General features: G+C 44.9%; 10 protein-coding genes. All 10 read left to right on the top strand.

Annotation, left to right across the window (positions count from 1 at the left end; translation table 11 throughout):
* Positions 1-2 precede the first annotated feature (2 nt).
* Complete coding sequence (locus DWW90_RS15380; RefSeq protein ID WP_122345588.1) at positions 3-1,733, top strand: RagB/SusD family nutrient uptake outer membrane protein; 1,731 nt, start codon at positions 3-5, stop codon at positions 1,731-1,733.
* Positions 1,734-1,755: 22 nt separating this feature from the next.
* Complete coding sequence (locus tag DWW90_RS15375) at positions 1,756-2,730, top strand: family 43 glycosylhydrolase (RefSeq protein ID WP_115499329.1); 975 nt, start codon at positions 1,756-1,758, stop codon at positions 2,728-2,730.
* A 182-nt stretch (positions 2,731-2,912) separates the two neighbouring features.
* Entirely contained in the window at positions 2,913-3,467 is a 555-nt protein-coding gene (locus DWW90_RS15370) for an RNA polymerase sigma-70 factor (RefSeq protein ID WP_122345587.1), read from the top strand.
* A 333-nt stretch (positions 3,468-3,800) separates the two neighbouring features.
* On the top strand, positions 3,801-4,796 hold the full coding sequence (locus DWW90_RS15365) for a FecR family protein (protein WP_122345586.1): 996 nt from the start codon (positions 3,801-3,803) through the stop codon (positions 4,794-4,796).
* A gap of 216 nt (positions 4,797-5,012) precedes the next feature.
* Complete coding sequence (locus DWW90_RS15360; RefSeq protein WP_122345585.1) at positions 5,013-8,309, top strand: TonB-dependent receptor; 3,297 nt, start codon at positions 5,013-5,015, stop codon at positions 8,307-8,309.
* Between the two features lie 18 nt (positions 8,310-8,327).
* Positions 8,328-9,812 (top strand): RagB/SusD family nutrient uptake outer membrane protein, encoded by a 1,485-nt coding sequence (locus DWW90_RS15355; RefSeq protein WP_122345625.1) that lies wholly within the window; start codon positions 8,328-8,330, stop codon positions 9,810-9,812.
* Positions 9,813-9,846: 34 nt separating this feature from the next.
* Entirely contained in the window at positions 9,847-11,379 is a 1,533-nt protein-coding gene (locus DWW90_RS15350) for a sulfatase (RefSeq protein ID WP_122345584.1), read from the top strand.
* 23 nt (positions 11,380-11,402) lie between these two features.
* Entirely contained in the window at positions 11,403-12,998 is a 1,596-nt protein-coding gene (locus tag DWW90_RS15345; protein WP_122345624.1) for a sulfatase, read from the top strand.
* A gap of 210 nt (positions 12,999-13,208) precedes the next feature.
* The gene (locus DWW90_RS15340) at positions 13,209-13,748 is read left to right on the top strand and encodes an RNA polymerase sigma factor (RefSeq protein ID WP_115498857.1); all 540 of its coding nucleotides are present in this window, start codon (positions 13,209-13,211) and stop codon (positions 13,746-13,748) included.
* A 64-nt stretch (positions 13,749-13,812) separates the two neighbouring features.
* Positions 13,813-14,793, top strand: a 981-nt coding sequence (locus DWW90_RS15335; protein WP_122345583.1) for a FecR family protein, incomplete at its 3' end; no start/stop codon positions are given.

The following is a 14,793-nucleotide window of genomic DNA, read 5'->3' as shown; positions in this document are numbered from 1 at the left end:
ATATGAAAATACTAAATAAGATTTTAATTGGTGTGTTATCTTTATTGGCTTTGTCTGCTTGTGATTTTTTGGACGAGACAGCATATAACAAGGTAACAGTCGGTAATTTTTACACAACCAAAGAGGGAGTTACAAATGGTGTGAACGGATTGTATTCTACATTGAGGAATGTGTATATCAATGAATATTTGATCTATTTATGTGAAGGTCCTTCGGATATCTGGAACGCTTATAATGGTGGTGACCAATGGAGAAACTGGACGATAGATGCAACAAATGGTAATGTTAGGAGCCTATGGTATAATGGCTATAAGTCTATCAACCAGTGCAACTCTGTTTTAGATGCTCTTGAGAATAATGAGATTCCCGGCTTGGATAAGAGTTTAAGGATTCGTTATCAGGCAGAAGCCCTGTTTATCAGAGCGCATTATTATTATCACCTGGTTCAACAGTTTAATGATATTCCTATGCCGTTGAAGCCCACTGAATCTGTTGAAACGGCAGCACATAAGACAAATGCGGATGAAGTTTGGAAACAGATTATTTCGGATTTGGAATTTGCCATTGACAATTTGCCTGAGTCATATCCCGTGTCTGAATACGGACATATTACCAAATATGCAGCAATGCATCATTTGTCAAGAGTCCTACTTACAGTAAAACGGAGTGATGATGATTTGAAAAAAGCATTGGATTATGTAGAACAGGTAATCAATTCGGGAAAATATGCATTGGTGAAGTCCCATGCTGAATTGTGGGATATTAATAATAAACGTAATTCAGAAGTTATTTTCCCTGTTTTATATACGCAAAATGCAGAATTAAATGGGGATGGAAATACCGCACATATGTATTTCTGCTCCGCATATTCGGAAGAGCATCCGGCAGTGAAACGTGTTATTGAATATGGCAGGCCCTGGAGCCGTGAACGCTCGACCGATTATGCATTGAATTTATTTGATGAAACAATTGACAAGCGTTGGGAGGATTGCTTTATATCACGTTGGAATGTAACCGAAAATTCGGTAAAAGAAAGTATCTTTAGCCCATTCACGAAAAAGATGGAAGAAAAAGTTTGGACAAAAGGAGAATTGGCAATGATTGATCCTAAACGTCCCTGGACAAAAGAACAGATCAAAGAGGTATGGCCTGTGCTTGTATTCCAGCCGGAATATATGCGTGAACAGATCGATCCTCAAAAGGATGTTCAGTCTGTAGACAATCCAGATGCGGAATGGCCGTCGAATACACGCTTTACCAATTATAAGATGTATGCCTATCTGGTAAAGCATTTGGATCCTTTACGCCCGGAGGTTAACTGGACCCCCGGTTCCCGTGATGTGTTTGTTTTCCGTCTGGCGGATACTTATTTATTGGCGGCGGAGGCGGCATTTTTGTCTGGGAACTCTCAGAAAGCAGCTGGCTATATTAACGTAATACGCCATCGTGCGGCTATTCCGGGGCATGAGGCAGAGATGGAAATAAAACCGGCTGATGTAACAATTGACTTTATCTTGGATGAGCGGGCTCGTGAGTTGATGGGGGAAATGCATCGTTGGTATGACTTGAAACGTACAGGAAAGTTATATGAACGAATGAATAACCCGGAGATGAGCCCGGCTACAGCCGGAAAATTCAAAGAATATCATGTTTTGCGGCCTATACCTCGTGATCAGCTCACAAATGTATCAAATCCGGAAGAGTTTACACAGAATCCGGGTTATGGTAATTGATTATTCATTAAAAACGAAATAAATGATTGGACGTTTATTATTTTTGTTAGCACTTTGTCTGCCCCTTTGGGGGCAGGCTCAACATCCTCGCATGATGTACGGCGATACTTCCCGAGTCGGGGTTCCCTACTCGAAAGATCCGCATGTGGTAAACTTTAAAGGACGGTATTTGATGTATCATTCCATTCCTCCTAAAAAGGGAGATGAGGCTTCCGGCTGGAATATTGGGATTGCGGAGAGCAAAGATCTGGTTAACTGGACAAAGGCTGGTGAGATAACGCCTGCTCCCGGTGCCGATTATGAGAAAAAAGGACTATGTGCTCCCGGTGCATTGGTGAAGGATGGACAGGTGCATCTGTTTTACCAGACGTATGGAAATGGAAAGAATGATGCCATTTGCCACGCAGTTTCGGATGATGGCGTACATTTTAAAAGAAATCCGACGAATCCGATCTTTCATCCTTCCGGAGACTGGACCTGCGGGCGTGCCATAGACGCGGAAGTGTGTGAATTTAAAGGCCGTTACTTTCTTTACTTCGCAACCCGCGATAAAGATTATGACATCCAGATGCAGGGTGTCGCTGTCGCACCGGCTAACACCGGTTTCAACCGGGAAGACTGGACACAGGCGGCAGACTCCTCCATTCTGTATCCGGTATATCCGTGGGAAGGCAAGTGTATCGAAGGTGCTTCGATTGCAAAAAAAGATGGCAAACTGTTTATGTTCTATGCCGGAGCTTATAATAACGCTCCCCAACAAATAGGTGTTGCGGAAAGCGAAGACGGTATTGTTTGGAAGCGCCTTTCGAAAGAACCTTTTCTGCGGAATGGCAAACCGGGTGAATGGAACTCCAGTGAATCCGGACATCCACATTTATTTACCGATCTGGATGGGCGGACATATCTGTTTTATCAGGGAAATAACGATAATGGAAAAACTTGGTATATCACACAGGAAGAGGTTTTCTGGAAAGATGGGAAACCCTATCTGAAGTAAGTAAATAAAGATTGTATTTTCGGCCTATTATTCCTAATTCTCGAAGCATAGGAATAATAGGCTTTATCTGTTTTATACACTTGTTTTTCTCACGATCCCGTAGTAAAACCGGAACAGCGACAGATAAGCTTTCGGCCTTTTGTTTTGATTATTCTGATATTTTTCGCTACTTCGCATTTATTATGAAATTACCGGAAGAGCAAAACGACTTGAAGAAGATTGCAGCCGGAAACGTAGCTGCATTTGAGCGGTTATTTTTCCGATACCAGCCGAGGTTGGTAAATTTTCTTATTGGCTTGACGCACGACAAGGAAGCCAGCCGCGATATGGCGCAGGACTTGTTTTGCTCTTTATGGAAAGACCGCGAAAAACTTAAAAATGTCCGTTCTTTCTCCTCCTACCTTTTCCAGATGGCGCGTTTTACCGTGTACGACTACTTCGACCGTCTCATTGTATCGGAAAAATATACGAATGAATACCTGCAGGAAGCCTCTCCGGCCGAATCAGAGGAAGAAGCCTTGTTCGTTCGCGAACTGCAATCGATCATCAACCGTACGGTCGATCAAATGTCTCCCCAGCGAAGCAAAATCTACCGGATGAGCCGTGAGGAAGGTTTGTCTAATGACGAAATCGCTATGCGCCTCGATATCAGTAAACGGACAGTGGAAAACCACCTGACCGCCGCCCTTGCCATTCTTCGCAAAGTCCTTTATCTATTCTTTGTCATGAATATTTGAATAAATAACGGATAAACATCGGTCCTCTATTGCATGTTACGGCTGTATTCCTTTTATGTCACAATTGTCTACCTTCTATGTTACAGTTGGATTTCTTCTGTTTCACGGCTGTGACATGAATAGCGGGTCGGTATGGAGGGGGCGCACATTCCGCATCGTTCATTCTATCTGCCGGGTGGTTCCTTCCTTTACGGCACAATAACCCCATGAAGCACTACAATACCATTTTACAGGTAATCTGCTGACTGTTTTACAAGAAATTGAAAAAAAGTGCATATTAGGTTGTGTGTATTTCCTTAGCAAGCCGACTCCATTATAAAGCACAGGGATTTTATGGAAGAAAACAACAATATAAAACGACTTATACAACTCTATTTCGGGAAGCGTTTTTCCCGTTCCGGGCGCATTCTGTTTGGCCGCTGGTTGCGGGCTGAAGACGGAATGAAGGAAAAGACAGCCGCGTTGCAAAACTGTTGGGAAGAATCGGTGACTGATGTGACGGAGGAAACCCTGGAGGATTGGGATGGCTTGTTGAGATGCCTGCAGCCGGAGACGGTTTTTCAACAAACTGTTTTGTCGTTTCAGCGGAAATTGAAATATGCGGCAGTGATAGCGTTAATGTTGTTGACCGGAGCAGCGACTTTCTTTGCTACTGACCGCCTGAAACCCGCCCGGCATGTAGAGATGGCAGAGTTGTTTGTTCCCTATGGCAAAAGCCGGCAGGTGATTCTTCCGGATAGTTCCCGTGTTTGGGTGAATGCCGGCTCATTGCTTGTTTACCCGAAAGATTTTACTGATGCGGAAACACGTACGGTTTACCTGACAGGCGAGGCTTCGTTTGCCGTGCAAAAAGATAAGGAAAAACCTTTTATCGTAAAGACGACCTATCTGGCAGTACAAGCATTGGGAACTCTTTTTACGGTTGTTTCCTATCCGGGTGATTCATGCACGAGTGCTATTCTGGAAAAAGGGAGCATCAAGGTCGACGTGAGATCCGACGAGCATCAGTCTGAGATATTAAAGCCGAATGAACAGTTGATTTATTCACATACGGCGCATACTGTGACGGTCCAGCCAGTCGATGCTTCGCTTTATAGATTGAAGCGTAGCGGTTATCTGATTTATGAAAACGTACCCTTCAGTCTTCTGATGGCCTCTTTGGAACGGAGGTTTAATGTGACGATTCATTATAATTCACAGAAGTATGCCGGTGAGTCTTATAACGTTAAGTTTGCTCCGCATGAAACATTGGAGGATGTCTTGAACGTCCTGCATCAATTAATAGGTATTCATTATAAAATAAAAGAGAATGTAGTATTTATAAACTAAAATAAAGGAGGAAAAGACCATGAACAAAAGAAAACCGGAAAGAACGAAAGTGCGAAAATCCCTCTTTCCGGCGTTTGAAATCAAATAATAACTTTTTGGGACTCAACGTAAAGCGTTGAAAAATAAATAATAAATAAATTTCAAACATACAAAGATATAAACTTTATGAATCTAATACATATAAAAGCGGGAAAAACTCTTTTCCGTATTTTTATAATGGGAGCATTGTTTATCAACAGCTCGTTTGTGTTTGCTCAAAATCAGCAAGTCCGGTTGTCCGGAAATAGTTTAACCTTAAAGTCTGCTTTCAAACAAATAGAGCAACAGACAAAATTGTTTGTAGACTACAATACACAAGAGGTGAATGACTCTCAAGTCATTAAACAATTGCCGAAGGAAAACAGCGTGAAAAATGTGTTGGAACAACTCCTGGAAGGGACGAATTGTTCTGTGTCATTCAGTAACGGTCATATTATTATTTCAAAAAAAGCATCCGCCCCATCCCAAGTAAAAAAAGTAACAGGTGTTGTGAAGGACGAAAGAGGTGAACCTGTGGTTGGTGCGAATATCGTGGAAAAAGGAACGACAAACGGTATTATAACCGATATGGACGGGAACTTCAGCCTCAGTGTTTCCGCTTCTTCCATACTTCAGGTTTCTTATATCGGATACCTCACACAGGAAATCCCGGTTGGCAACAAAAACTCCTTTGCTATCAAATTAGCGGAAGATTCGCAGGGGCTCGATGAAGTGATTGTCATCGGCTACGGATCTGTTAAGAAGAGCGATTTGACCGGTTCCGTGTCTTCCGTCAAAACAGCGGAATTGCAGCAGACGCCGATGACTTCCATCGACCAGGGCCTTGTTGGACGTGCTTCCGGTGTGCAAGTAATCCAAACATCCGGTATGCCGGGAGCCGTGGCCTCTATCCGGGTACGTGGTAGCAGTTCTCTGCAGGGAGGAAACGAGCCTCTTTATGTTATCGACGGTTTCCCGGTTTATAGCGGTAGCGGTTTCGGTAACACCGGTGGCAAGACGCAGATGAGCGGCCTGTCGACCGTAAACCCATCGGATATCGAGTCTATCGAAATCTTGAAAGATGCTGCCGCAACGGCAATCTACGGGGCGCGTGCTGCAAATGGTGTCGTATTGATCACGACGAAAAGCGGTAAGAAGGGACGTGATGTGATTTCTTTCGAGACTTCTTTCGGATGGTCTAATGTCTCTAAGAAAATAGACGTGATGAAAGCCCAGGATTATGTTAAGTTAGTCAATGAGGCTTATACCAACGACGGTTTGGACCCCTATTATAGTGCGACCGATTTAGCGGAGATCGCCAAGGTTGGGGATGGCACGGACTGGCAGGATGAGATTTACCGGACAGGCCTTACCCAAACCTACCAACTGAATTTCTCCGGAGGTGACGAGAAAACGCAATACTCCATTTCCGGAAACTATACCAACCAAAAAGGTATTATCTTAGATTCGGATTTTAAGCGTTACTCCATTCGCTTGAATTTCGACCGTAATATCTTTAGTAATTTCACGGTCGGTACGCATGCTACGGGAACTCACACGATTAATAATGCAGTAGCTACGGATACCGGTGGAGAGGATGGAACTGTTTCCGGTGCGTTAAGAATGAATCCGGCGCTTCCTATATATGAAGACGAGCTGGCGGGAACTTATACCCAGATAAATGTGCCGGGTCTTTTAATCCCAAACCCTGTCGGGACAGCCAAAGAACGGAAATTCAATAATGCAACGTCGCGTTTATTAGGGGATATGTATATGCAATGGGAAATCATACCCGATCTGAAAGTAAAGATCGTAGCGGGTGCGGATATTATGTATCACAAAGTAAATCGGTACACGCCGGTTTCCATTTATCAGGCCCGGGGTACCGCTTCAGCTCATATTGGCATTAACAAAAGTATCAACTGGCTGAATGAAAATACGGTGACATGGAATAAGACATTCGCCGAGAAGCATGATCTGAGTGTATTGGGTGGATTTACCATGCAGCAGAACAATACGGAACATGCCTTAGCCTCTTCTTCGGACTTTGTGAACGATGCTATGCTGTATAACAACTTGGGAGCTGGGGCTGTTTATAACAAGCCGGAATCCAACGCTACCCAATGGAATCTGATGTCATATCTGGCCCGTGTAAACTATTCCTACGATCATCGTTATCTGTTCTCGGTCAATGCGCGTATCGACGGTTCTTCCCGGTTCGGATCGAACAATAAATATGGTTTCTTCCCCTCCGCATCAGCCGCCTGGCGTATTTCCGAAGAATCTTTTATGGAATCGGTAAAAGACCTGATCCCTAATTTGAAGTTAAGAGCCAGCTATGGTTTTACGGGAAATACCGAGATTGGTGTTTACCAATCATTGGCGACACTGGATTCTTACAGCTATGTGATCGGGGATTCACAAGTAACAGGCTTCTCTCCCAATCGAATACCCAATCCGGATTTGAAATGGGAACGGACAGGACAATTCGACGTGGGACTTGATATTGGATTATGGAATAACCGCTTACGTATTACGACAGACTATTATAAGAAGAAGACAACGGATTTGCTATATGATGTTGCCATACCTTATACTTCCGGTTATCAGACCATGCTGAAGAATATCGGTAGCGTCGAGAATCACGGTTGGGAATTGTCTATCGAGAGTGATAATATCACAGGACGGGATTTCTCCTGGACAACGGCATTCAATGTCTCACTCAACCGGAACAAGGTCCTGGAATTAGGCGGAGAAGATTACAAAGAGATGAGCGAGGGAGACGGGCACTTGAAGACCGGAGCCATTCGTCGGCTTATCGTGGGTAAACCGATCGGTATCTTCTATGGCTACCGCTTTGACGGTATTTTCCAGAATGAAGAAGAATGCAAAAAGCAAACCTCTTCCGCTTCCCCGATCGGCGTAGGGCTAAGACGTTACAAAGACCTGAACGGAGACGGTAAGGTGGATGCAACCAACGACCGGGAAATCTTGGGAGATGCAAATCCTAAATTCTTCGGGGGTATGACGAATACGTTCTATTATAAAGGTTTCGAACTGAATGTTTTCTTACAGTATTCCGTAGGAAACAAAATATACAACTACAACGCGATGGAGCTGGAAACACCGACAGGAGGTACGAATGCCTACGCAGACTTGGTGAACCGGTGGACTCCGGAACATCCGAGTAATGTTTATCCGAAAGCCTCTACGAACCGTAATATATTGGTTAGCGACCGCTTTGTGGAAGACGGCTCTTATCTGAAATTGAAAACGCTGTCCTTATCCTATGATTTTTCCAAGTTGAAACTGAAGCATATACAAGGTTTGCGGGTGTATGTGACCGGACAAAATTTATTGACTTGGACAAAGTATCGCGGCTATGACCCTGAAGTGAGCTATAAGGGAGCCTCCACACTGGAAGCCGGTGAGGATTACGGAGGTTATCCGCAAGCCCGGACATTTATGGTTGGTTTAAAACTTGATATTAAATAAATGAAATCTAATATGATCATGAAAAGAATATTTCTATATAGCTATTTGATAGCAGCCAGTTTGTTGAGCGGTTGTTCTTTCCTCGATGAGAATCCGACAGATCGCCTGGTTACGAATAACTTTTATACGAATCAAAAGGATGCGCAGTCAGGAGTCGATGCTATTTATCAGGAATTTTATGAGATATACAAGCGTCAGATGTACTTGATGTGCGACTTACCGACGGATGCCATGAAGAACGGATTGGGAATGCCGAATGCTTTTTTGCAAGACCTGGAGTTCCTGCGTCATAATTCGGAAAATACGTTTGTCCGGGATATGTGGAAAAACAATTACTCGGGAGTGATGAGGGCGAATGCCGCTATCAATAATATCCCGGGAGTAACGATGGACGAGACTTTGAAAGCCCGCCTGATCGGTGAAGCGAAATGCTTAAGGGCTTTATTCTACTTCAACCTGGTCCGCTTCTACGGGGATGTCCCTCTTGTCTTGAAATTGGACAATATAGATGATGCAATGGGTCCCCGGATAGATAAAGAACAGGTCTATGGACAAATAATTGCGGACCTGACGGACGCATCTCAGGCATTGCCGGTTTCCTCTGATTATAGCTCTACCGATCTGGGACGTGTCACGAAAGGAGCGGCTAAGATATTGTTAGGTAAAGTCTACTTGACTAAAGGGGATTATGCGAATGCGAAAAGCACACTGGCAGAAGTGATCGAGAATGAAGGAACTTATGGATATGGCTTGCATCAGAATTATGCGGATAACTGGAATCCTGCTACTGAAACAGGAAAAGAGGCTGTCCTGTATGTGGAGTTTAAGCCGCAACCGCTGGTGTTCAACCAGGAAATGGGATTGGCGGGGCCTAAATACTCTATCCCGGAACCGATAGGTGTTGCCGGTTCAAATGAGGCGGATATCCCGACGATGGAGTTGTATAATGCTTATGACAAGAATGATTTGCGCTGGCCGGTTAATTTCCGTACACATTTTACGAATCCCAATAACGGGCATGAGATGGAATCTTCGATCCCTCTGTTCGGAAAATATTGGCAGGAAGGCCTGAAAGCGGAGAATCAATGCGAGATAAATATGCATATCATCCGCTATGCCGATGCCTTGTTAATGTATGCCGAAGCCTTGAATGAACTGGGGGAATCGGCGAAAGCCCACGAGGTTTTGAACAGGGTTCGCGAGCGGGCCTACGGGGATGCTTCCGGTAACTATACAGGATTATCAAAGGATGCGTTCCGGGATGCCATACTGAAAGAAAGATGGCTGGAGTTCCCGTTGGAAGGACATCGCTGGTTCGACCTGGTACGGATGGGCAAGTTCGTTGAACGCATGAAGGAACATAGCGCTTATGAAGCTTCCATCGCGGAAAGTAACAAGACAGACATTGCGAGTAACGTAAAAGATCACATGATCCTCATGCCTATCCCCCAACATGAGATGGATTTGAATCCGGAGCTGACTCAAAACCCCGGATGGAATTGATATTAGTTGAACAGGTGACTAATAAATATAGCGTATGAAAAGGAATAATCTGACAACAGTATGTTTGTGTGGCGTTTTCGCCACACAAACTATGATTGCCGCAGACCGGGATCGCCCCAACATCATTTATATCATGTCCGACGATCACGCCTCGCAAGCGGTAAGTGCCTATGGTGGAATCCTATCGGATATCTTGCCAACCCCTAATATTGACAGGATCGGACATGAAGGTGCAATCCTGCAGAACTGTTTCGTTACGAATTCGATCAGTACACCCAGCCGTGGCGCTATTATCACCGGACAGTATAGCCAAAAGAACGGGGTATATACGTTGGAAGACCCTCTGGACCCGGACCATCCGAACGTGGCGAAATGTTTGCAGCAGGCCGGTTACCAGACCGCTATTATCGGCAAATGGCATTTGCATGCAGAGCCTACCGGATTCGATTATTATAATGTCTTGCCGGGACAAGGGCGTTATATCGATCCGATGCTTATCGAAAAAGGAAAATGGGGGGATGATCCGAAGGCGGATCCACGGGCAGGAGAAGTCTACAAGGGACACTCTACGGATGTGATCGGCAGTCAGGCGATCAAATATATGGAAGGAAGGGATAAAAATAAACCCTTCTTCCTGATGTGCCATTTTAAGGCGCCGCATCGCCCGTGGACTCCGGCGGAACGGTTTAAGGATTTACTGAAAGACGTGACGGTCCCGGAACCGGAAAATCTCTTAGATACCTATGAAGGCAAAGGGCAATACGCGCAATTGCTTCGGATGAGCATGGAAAATTTCCGCCCGTCCGACGTGAAGACCGACCTTCCGACCAATCTGAGCCGGGATGAGTTCCGCCATTGGGCTTATCAAATATACATCAAGGATTACCTGCGTTGCATCGCCGGTATCGACGAGAACGTCGGGCGCATCCTGAAATACCTCGACGATAATGGCTTGACGGATAATACGGTTATCATCTATACGGGCGACCAGGGATTTTTCCTGGGAGAACACGGCTGGTTCGACAAACGGCTGATGTATGAAGAATGCCTGCGTATGCCGTTCGTGATCCGCTATCCCAAGGAGATTAAACCGGGAACGGAGAACAAGGACATTACGTTAAATATCGATTTCGCCCCTCTGTTTCTCGATTATGCGGGGGTGAGCAAACCCGGGCAAATGCAAGGGGAAAGCTTCCGGTCGAATTTGGAGGGCAAGACTCCGGACAACTGGCGGCAAGCCATGTATTACCGCTATTGGATGAACGCGGATAACGACCATAATGTTACCGCAAATTACGGTATCCGTACGGATCGTTATAAATTGGTATTCTATTATGGAGAGTCTTTAGGCATGACCGGCACCAAGAATGTCTCGATCACACCGGAATGGGAACTGTTCGATCTGGAGAACGATCCCATGGAAATGAAAAACATCTATAATGACCCGGCAAATAAGGCTTTAATAAAGGAACTGAAAACTAAACTTCTGGAATTAAAACGCCAATATGACGATGAGGACAGTAAGTATCCGGTGATGACTGAAATCGCGAAGAAATATTATTGGTAAGCATCTAATAAATTCACATGGAGATGAAAAATACAATCAACTACGGAGCTTTATTAGCTCCCGCCCTTTTGCTTTCCGCCTGCGGAACGGGGCAAAAGGAGGTGGCGGAGAAGCCGCTTAATATCATCCATATCATGACGGATGACCATTCGTATCAAACGATCAGCGCCTATGGACATGCCTTGGGCAAGTTGGCGCCTACGCCTAATCTGGATCGTTTGGCCGCAGAAGGTATGTTGTTCCGCCAGGCTTTCGTGGAGAACTCGCTTTCTACACCCAGCCGGGCTTGCCTGATGACCGGGCTTTACAGCCATCAGAACGGGCAACGGCAGTTGGGAAAAGGTATCGACACGACGAAGACTTTCTTCTCCGAGATATTGCAGCAACACGGCTATCAGACCGGCGTTGTCGGTAAATGGCATATGCAATGCGAGCCGAAAGGGTTCGATTATTACCATGTGTTGTGGGACCAGGGGGATTACTACAACCCGGAGTTCAAGAGCAAAGAGTCAAACGGCAAGTATATAAAGGAAGAAGGGTATGCTACGACCCTGACTACCGACCATGCTATCGAGTTTCTCGAGGAAAGGGATAAGAATAAGCCTTTCTGCCTGTTAGTCCACCATAAGGCCCCGCACCGTAACTGGATGCCGGATACGAAGTATATGGATTTGTATGAGGATGTGGAATTTCCATACCCCGATACGTTCAATGATGATTATGCCACCCGTTGCGACGCCGCCCGTACGCAGGAAATGCGTATCGACAAAAATATGACTTTAGTCTACGACTTGAAGGTCGATGAGTTGAGACACAGCGAAGCTTGCCAAAACGAGTGGAACCTGAAAGGCTGGGACGGCTCCCTGGACCGTATGACTCCCGAGCAGCGGGAAGCCTGGATCGCTTCCTATAAACCCCGTAACGAAAAGTTCATCAACCAGAACCTGAAAGGCGAAGAGTTGGTGAAATGGAAGTACCAACGTTATATCAAGGATTATATACGTTGCATCAAGTCTATCGACGATGAGGTGGGCCGTTTGATCGCCTATCTGGAAAAGGAAGGGCTGATGGATAACACCGTGATTGTTTATACCTCCGACCAAGGCTTCTACATGGGTGAACATGGCTGGTTCGACAAGCGTTTCATGTACGAAGAATCTTTCCGTACGCCGCTCATCATCCGTTATCCTGCCAAGATCAAAGCGGGAAGCGAATGCACGGCCCTGGTCCAGAATATAGACTATGCCCCGACTTACTTGGATATAGCGGGAATCGAGAAACCGGATTATATGGTAGGAACCTCTTTGACACCTTTGTTCGGCGGCGAGACTCCGCAGGATTGGCGCCAATACCTGTATTATCATTACTATGATTATCCGGCTATCCACATGGTGCGCCGTCATGATGGCGTGCGGGACAGCCGCTATAAATTGATCCATTTCTACGGCGATAAGAATGAGGTCAACGAGGCGATCAACTGCGATGAACTGTATGACTTGCAGAACGACCCGAACGAACTGAACAACCTGTACGGCAACCCGGATTATGCCGACGTTACCGCTCGTTTGCAGAAACAGCTGGATCAGTTCAGAGTGGATCAGAAAGTTGATGAATATTAAGGAGCTTACTCCTTCTAAACATGAGGATGTGCCAAAGGTGTGGAAACAAGGATGGCACATCTTCATGTTAAATAGATTACAATAAGTTCCCTTCCGGAATAGAGAGATATGTCGATCAGTTTGTATAAAAAGCCTATTCTTTAGGCTGATTCGATTGCAATCCGAAATTTATCGTATATTTGGGGGCTGAGGAGATAAAACCGGAGGAATATGTCTAATACATTTACCACAGATGAAAAGCTGATAAAAGCGATTGGGAAGAGTGATTACGTTAGTTATAATAAACTGTTCGAACGTTATTATGCTTGTCTTTGCCAATACGTCTATAGTCTTCTTATGGACAAGGACGATGCGGAAGATGTCGTGCAGGATTTATTTCTTACTTTATGGAAGAACCGGGAACGGATTGAAATTAGAGAAAATGTCAGCGGGTATTTATATAGGGCAGCTAAACATTTGGCCTTAAACCATCTCCGTTCAAAGGTGCATTTTAATAATCTGTCGGAGAGCCAGGATCAATTTTCTTATGAAGACAACAGGGTCGAATCCGAAGAATTCAGGATCGCTCTTTATGGCTGTATAGACCATCTGCCGGACCGTTGCAGGGAAGTACTGTTGCTTCACCGGATAAAAGGAATGAAGCAGAAAGAAATATCGGAAAAACTCGAAATCTCTGTAAAAACAATCAAAAATCAGATTTGGTCGTCACTCCAGAAGCTGAAGCGTTGCCTGGAATTGAAAGGAATATAAATTTATTGAGGTCCTCGATAGGACCTTTTTTTATTTGTCGTGTCATATAATAAAAGCGGGATTAATGGAAGAACAAAAACATATCAAAGATTATATTGTCGATTATCTGTTGGAGGAGGATGCGGGAAAGGCCGTCGATCCGGTGTTGGCGGAATGGTTGGCGGAGGATGAATCAAACAGGAAGGATTTCGATCTGTATAAGAAGATTTGGGAAGAATCCCATCTTTATACGGAATCCGGGGCTTATGATTCCGGTCTTGCCTGGGAAAAGGTGGATGCGATAAACGGGCAAAAGAAGAGTTCCCGGCAATATTTGCGGAATATATCCTATGCGGTTTCCGGTGCTGCTGCTTCGTTATTAATCGTTCTTACCCTTTCTTTTATGGGCGTTTTTCAAAAAAAATCGGATGTGTTGGTACGTATGACTGCCGATTATGGGAATCGTTCGGAGATTGTTTTACCGGACGGGTCGCTCGTCAAGCTGAATTCAGGATCGGAAGTCGCTTATTCTTATGACCCGAAAAAGAAAATACGGGAGGTCGCCTTTCAAGGGGAAGGCTTTTTTGATGTGTCTAAGAGCAAAGAGCCTTTTGTGATAAAGACGGCCGGCGGTTTGAATGTGAGAGTTTGGGGAACATCCTTCAACCTGCAGGCCTATACCGATGATTCGGTTGTCCAGGCTTCCCTGGTCGAAGGTTGCATCGAACTGGAGAGCGGAAAAGAAAAACTGATCATGAAGCCGGGCGAAATAGCCGTCTTTGATAAGAATACCAATGAGATCAAGCAGGTGGGAGGCATATTGTCCCATTCGTATGGTTGGTTGGACAATAAACTGTACATGGAAGATATGCCGTTGTCGGTTGTCTGCAAGTATCTGGAAAGAAGGTATGATGTGGAAATTACGCTGCAATCCGGCCTGGGCGAAGATATCCGCTACAACGGTGTCATACAGGAAGAAACCGTGACGGATGTAATGGAAGCCTTGTCCCGCTTGAGTCATATAAGCTATCATGTGAAAGGAAAACATATAAGTATAATCTCTAAA

Source organism: Parabacteroides sp. AF17-28 (genome assembly GCF_003479205.1).
GTDB lineage: Bacteria > Bacteroidota > Bacteroidia > Bacteroidales > Tannerellaceae > Parabacteroides > Parabacteroides acidifaciens.
The sequence above is the reverse complement of the archived record's forward strand: the minus strand, read 5'-3'. Positions and strand labels throughout refer to the sequence as shown.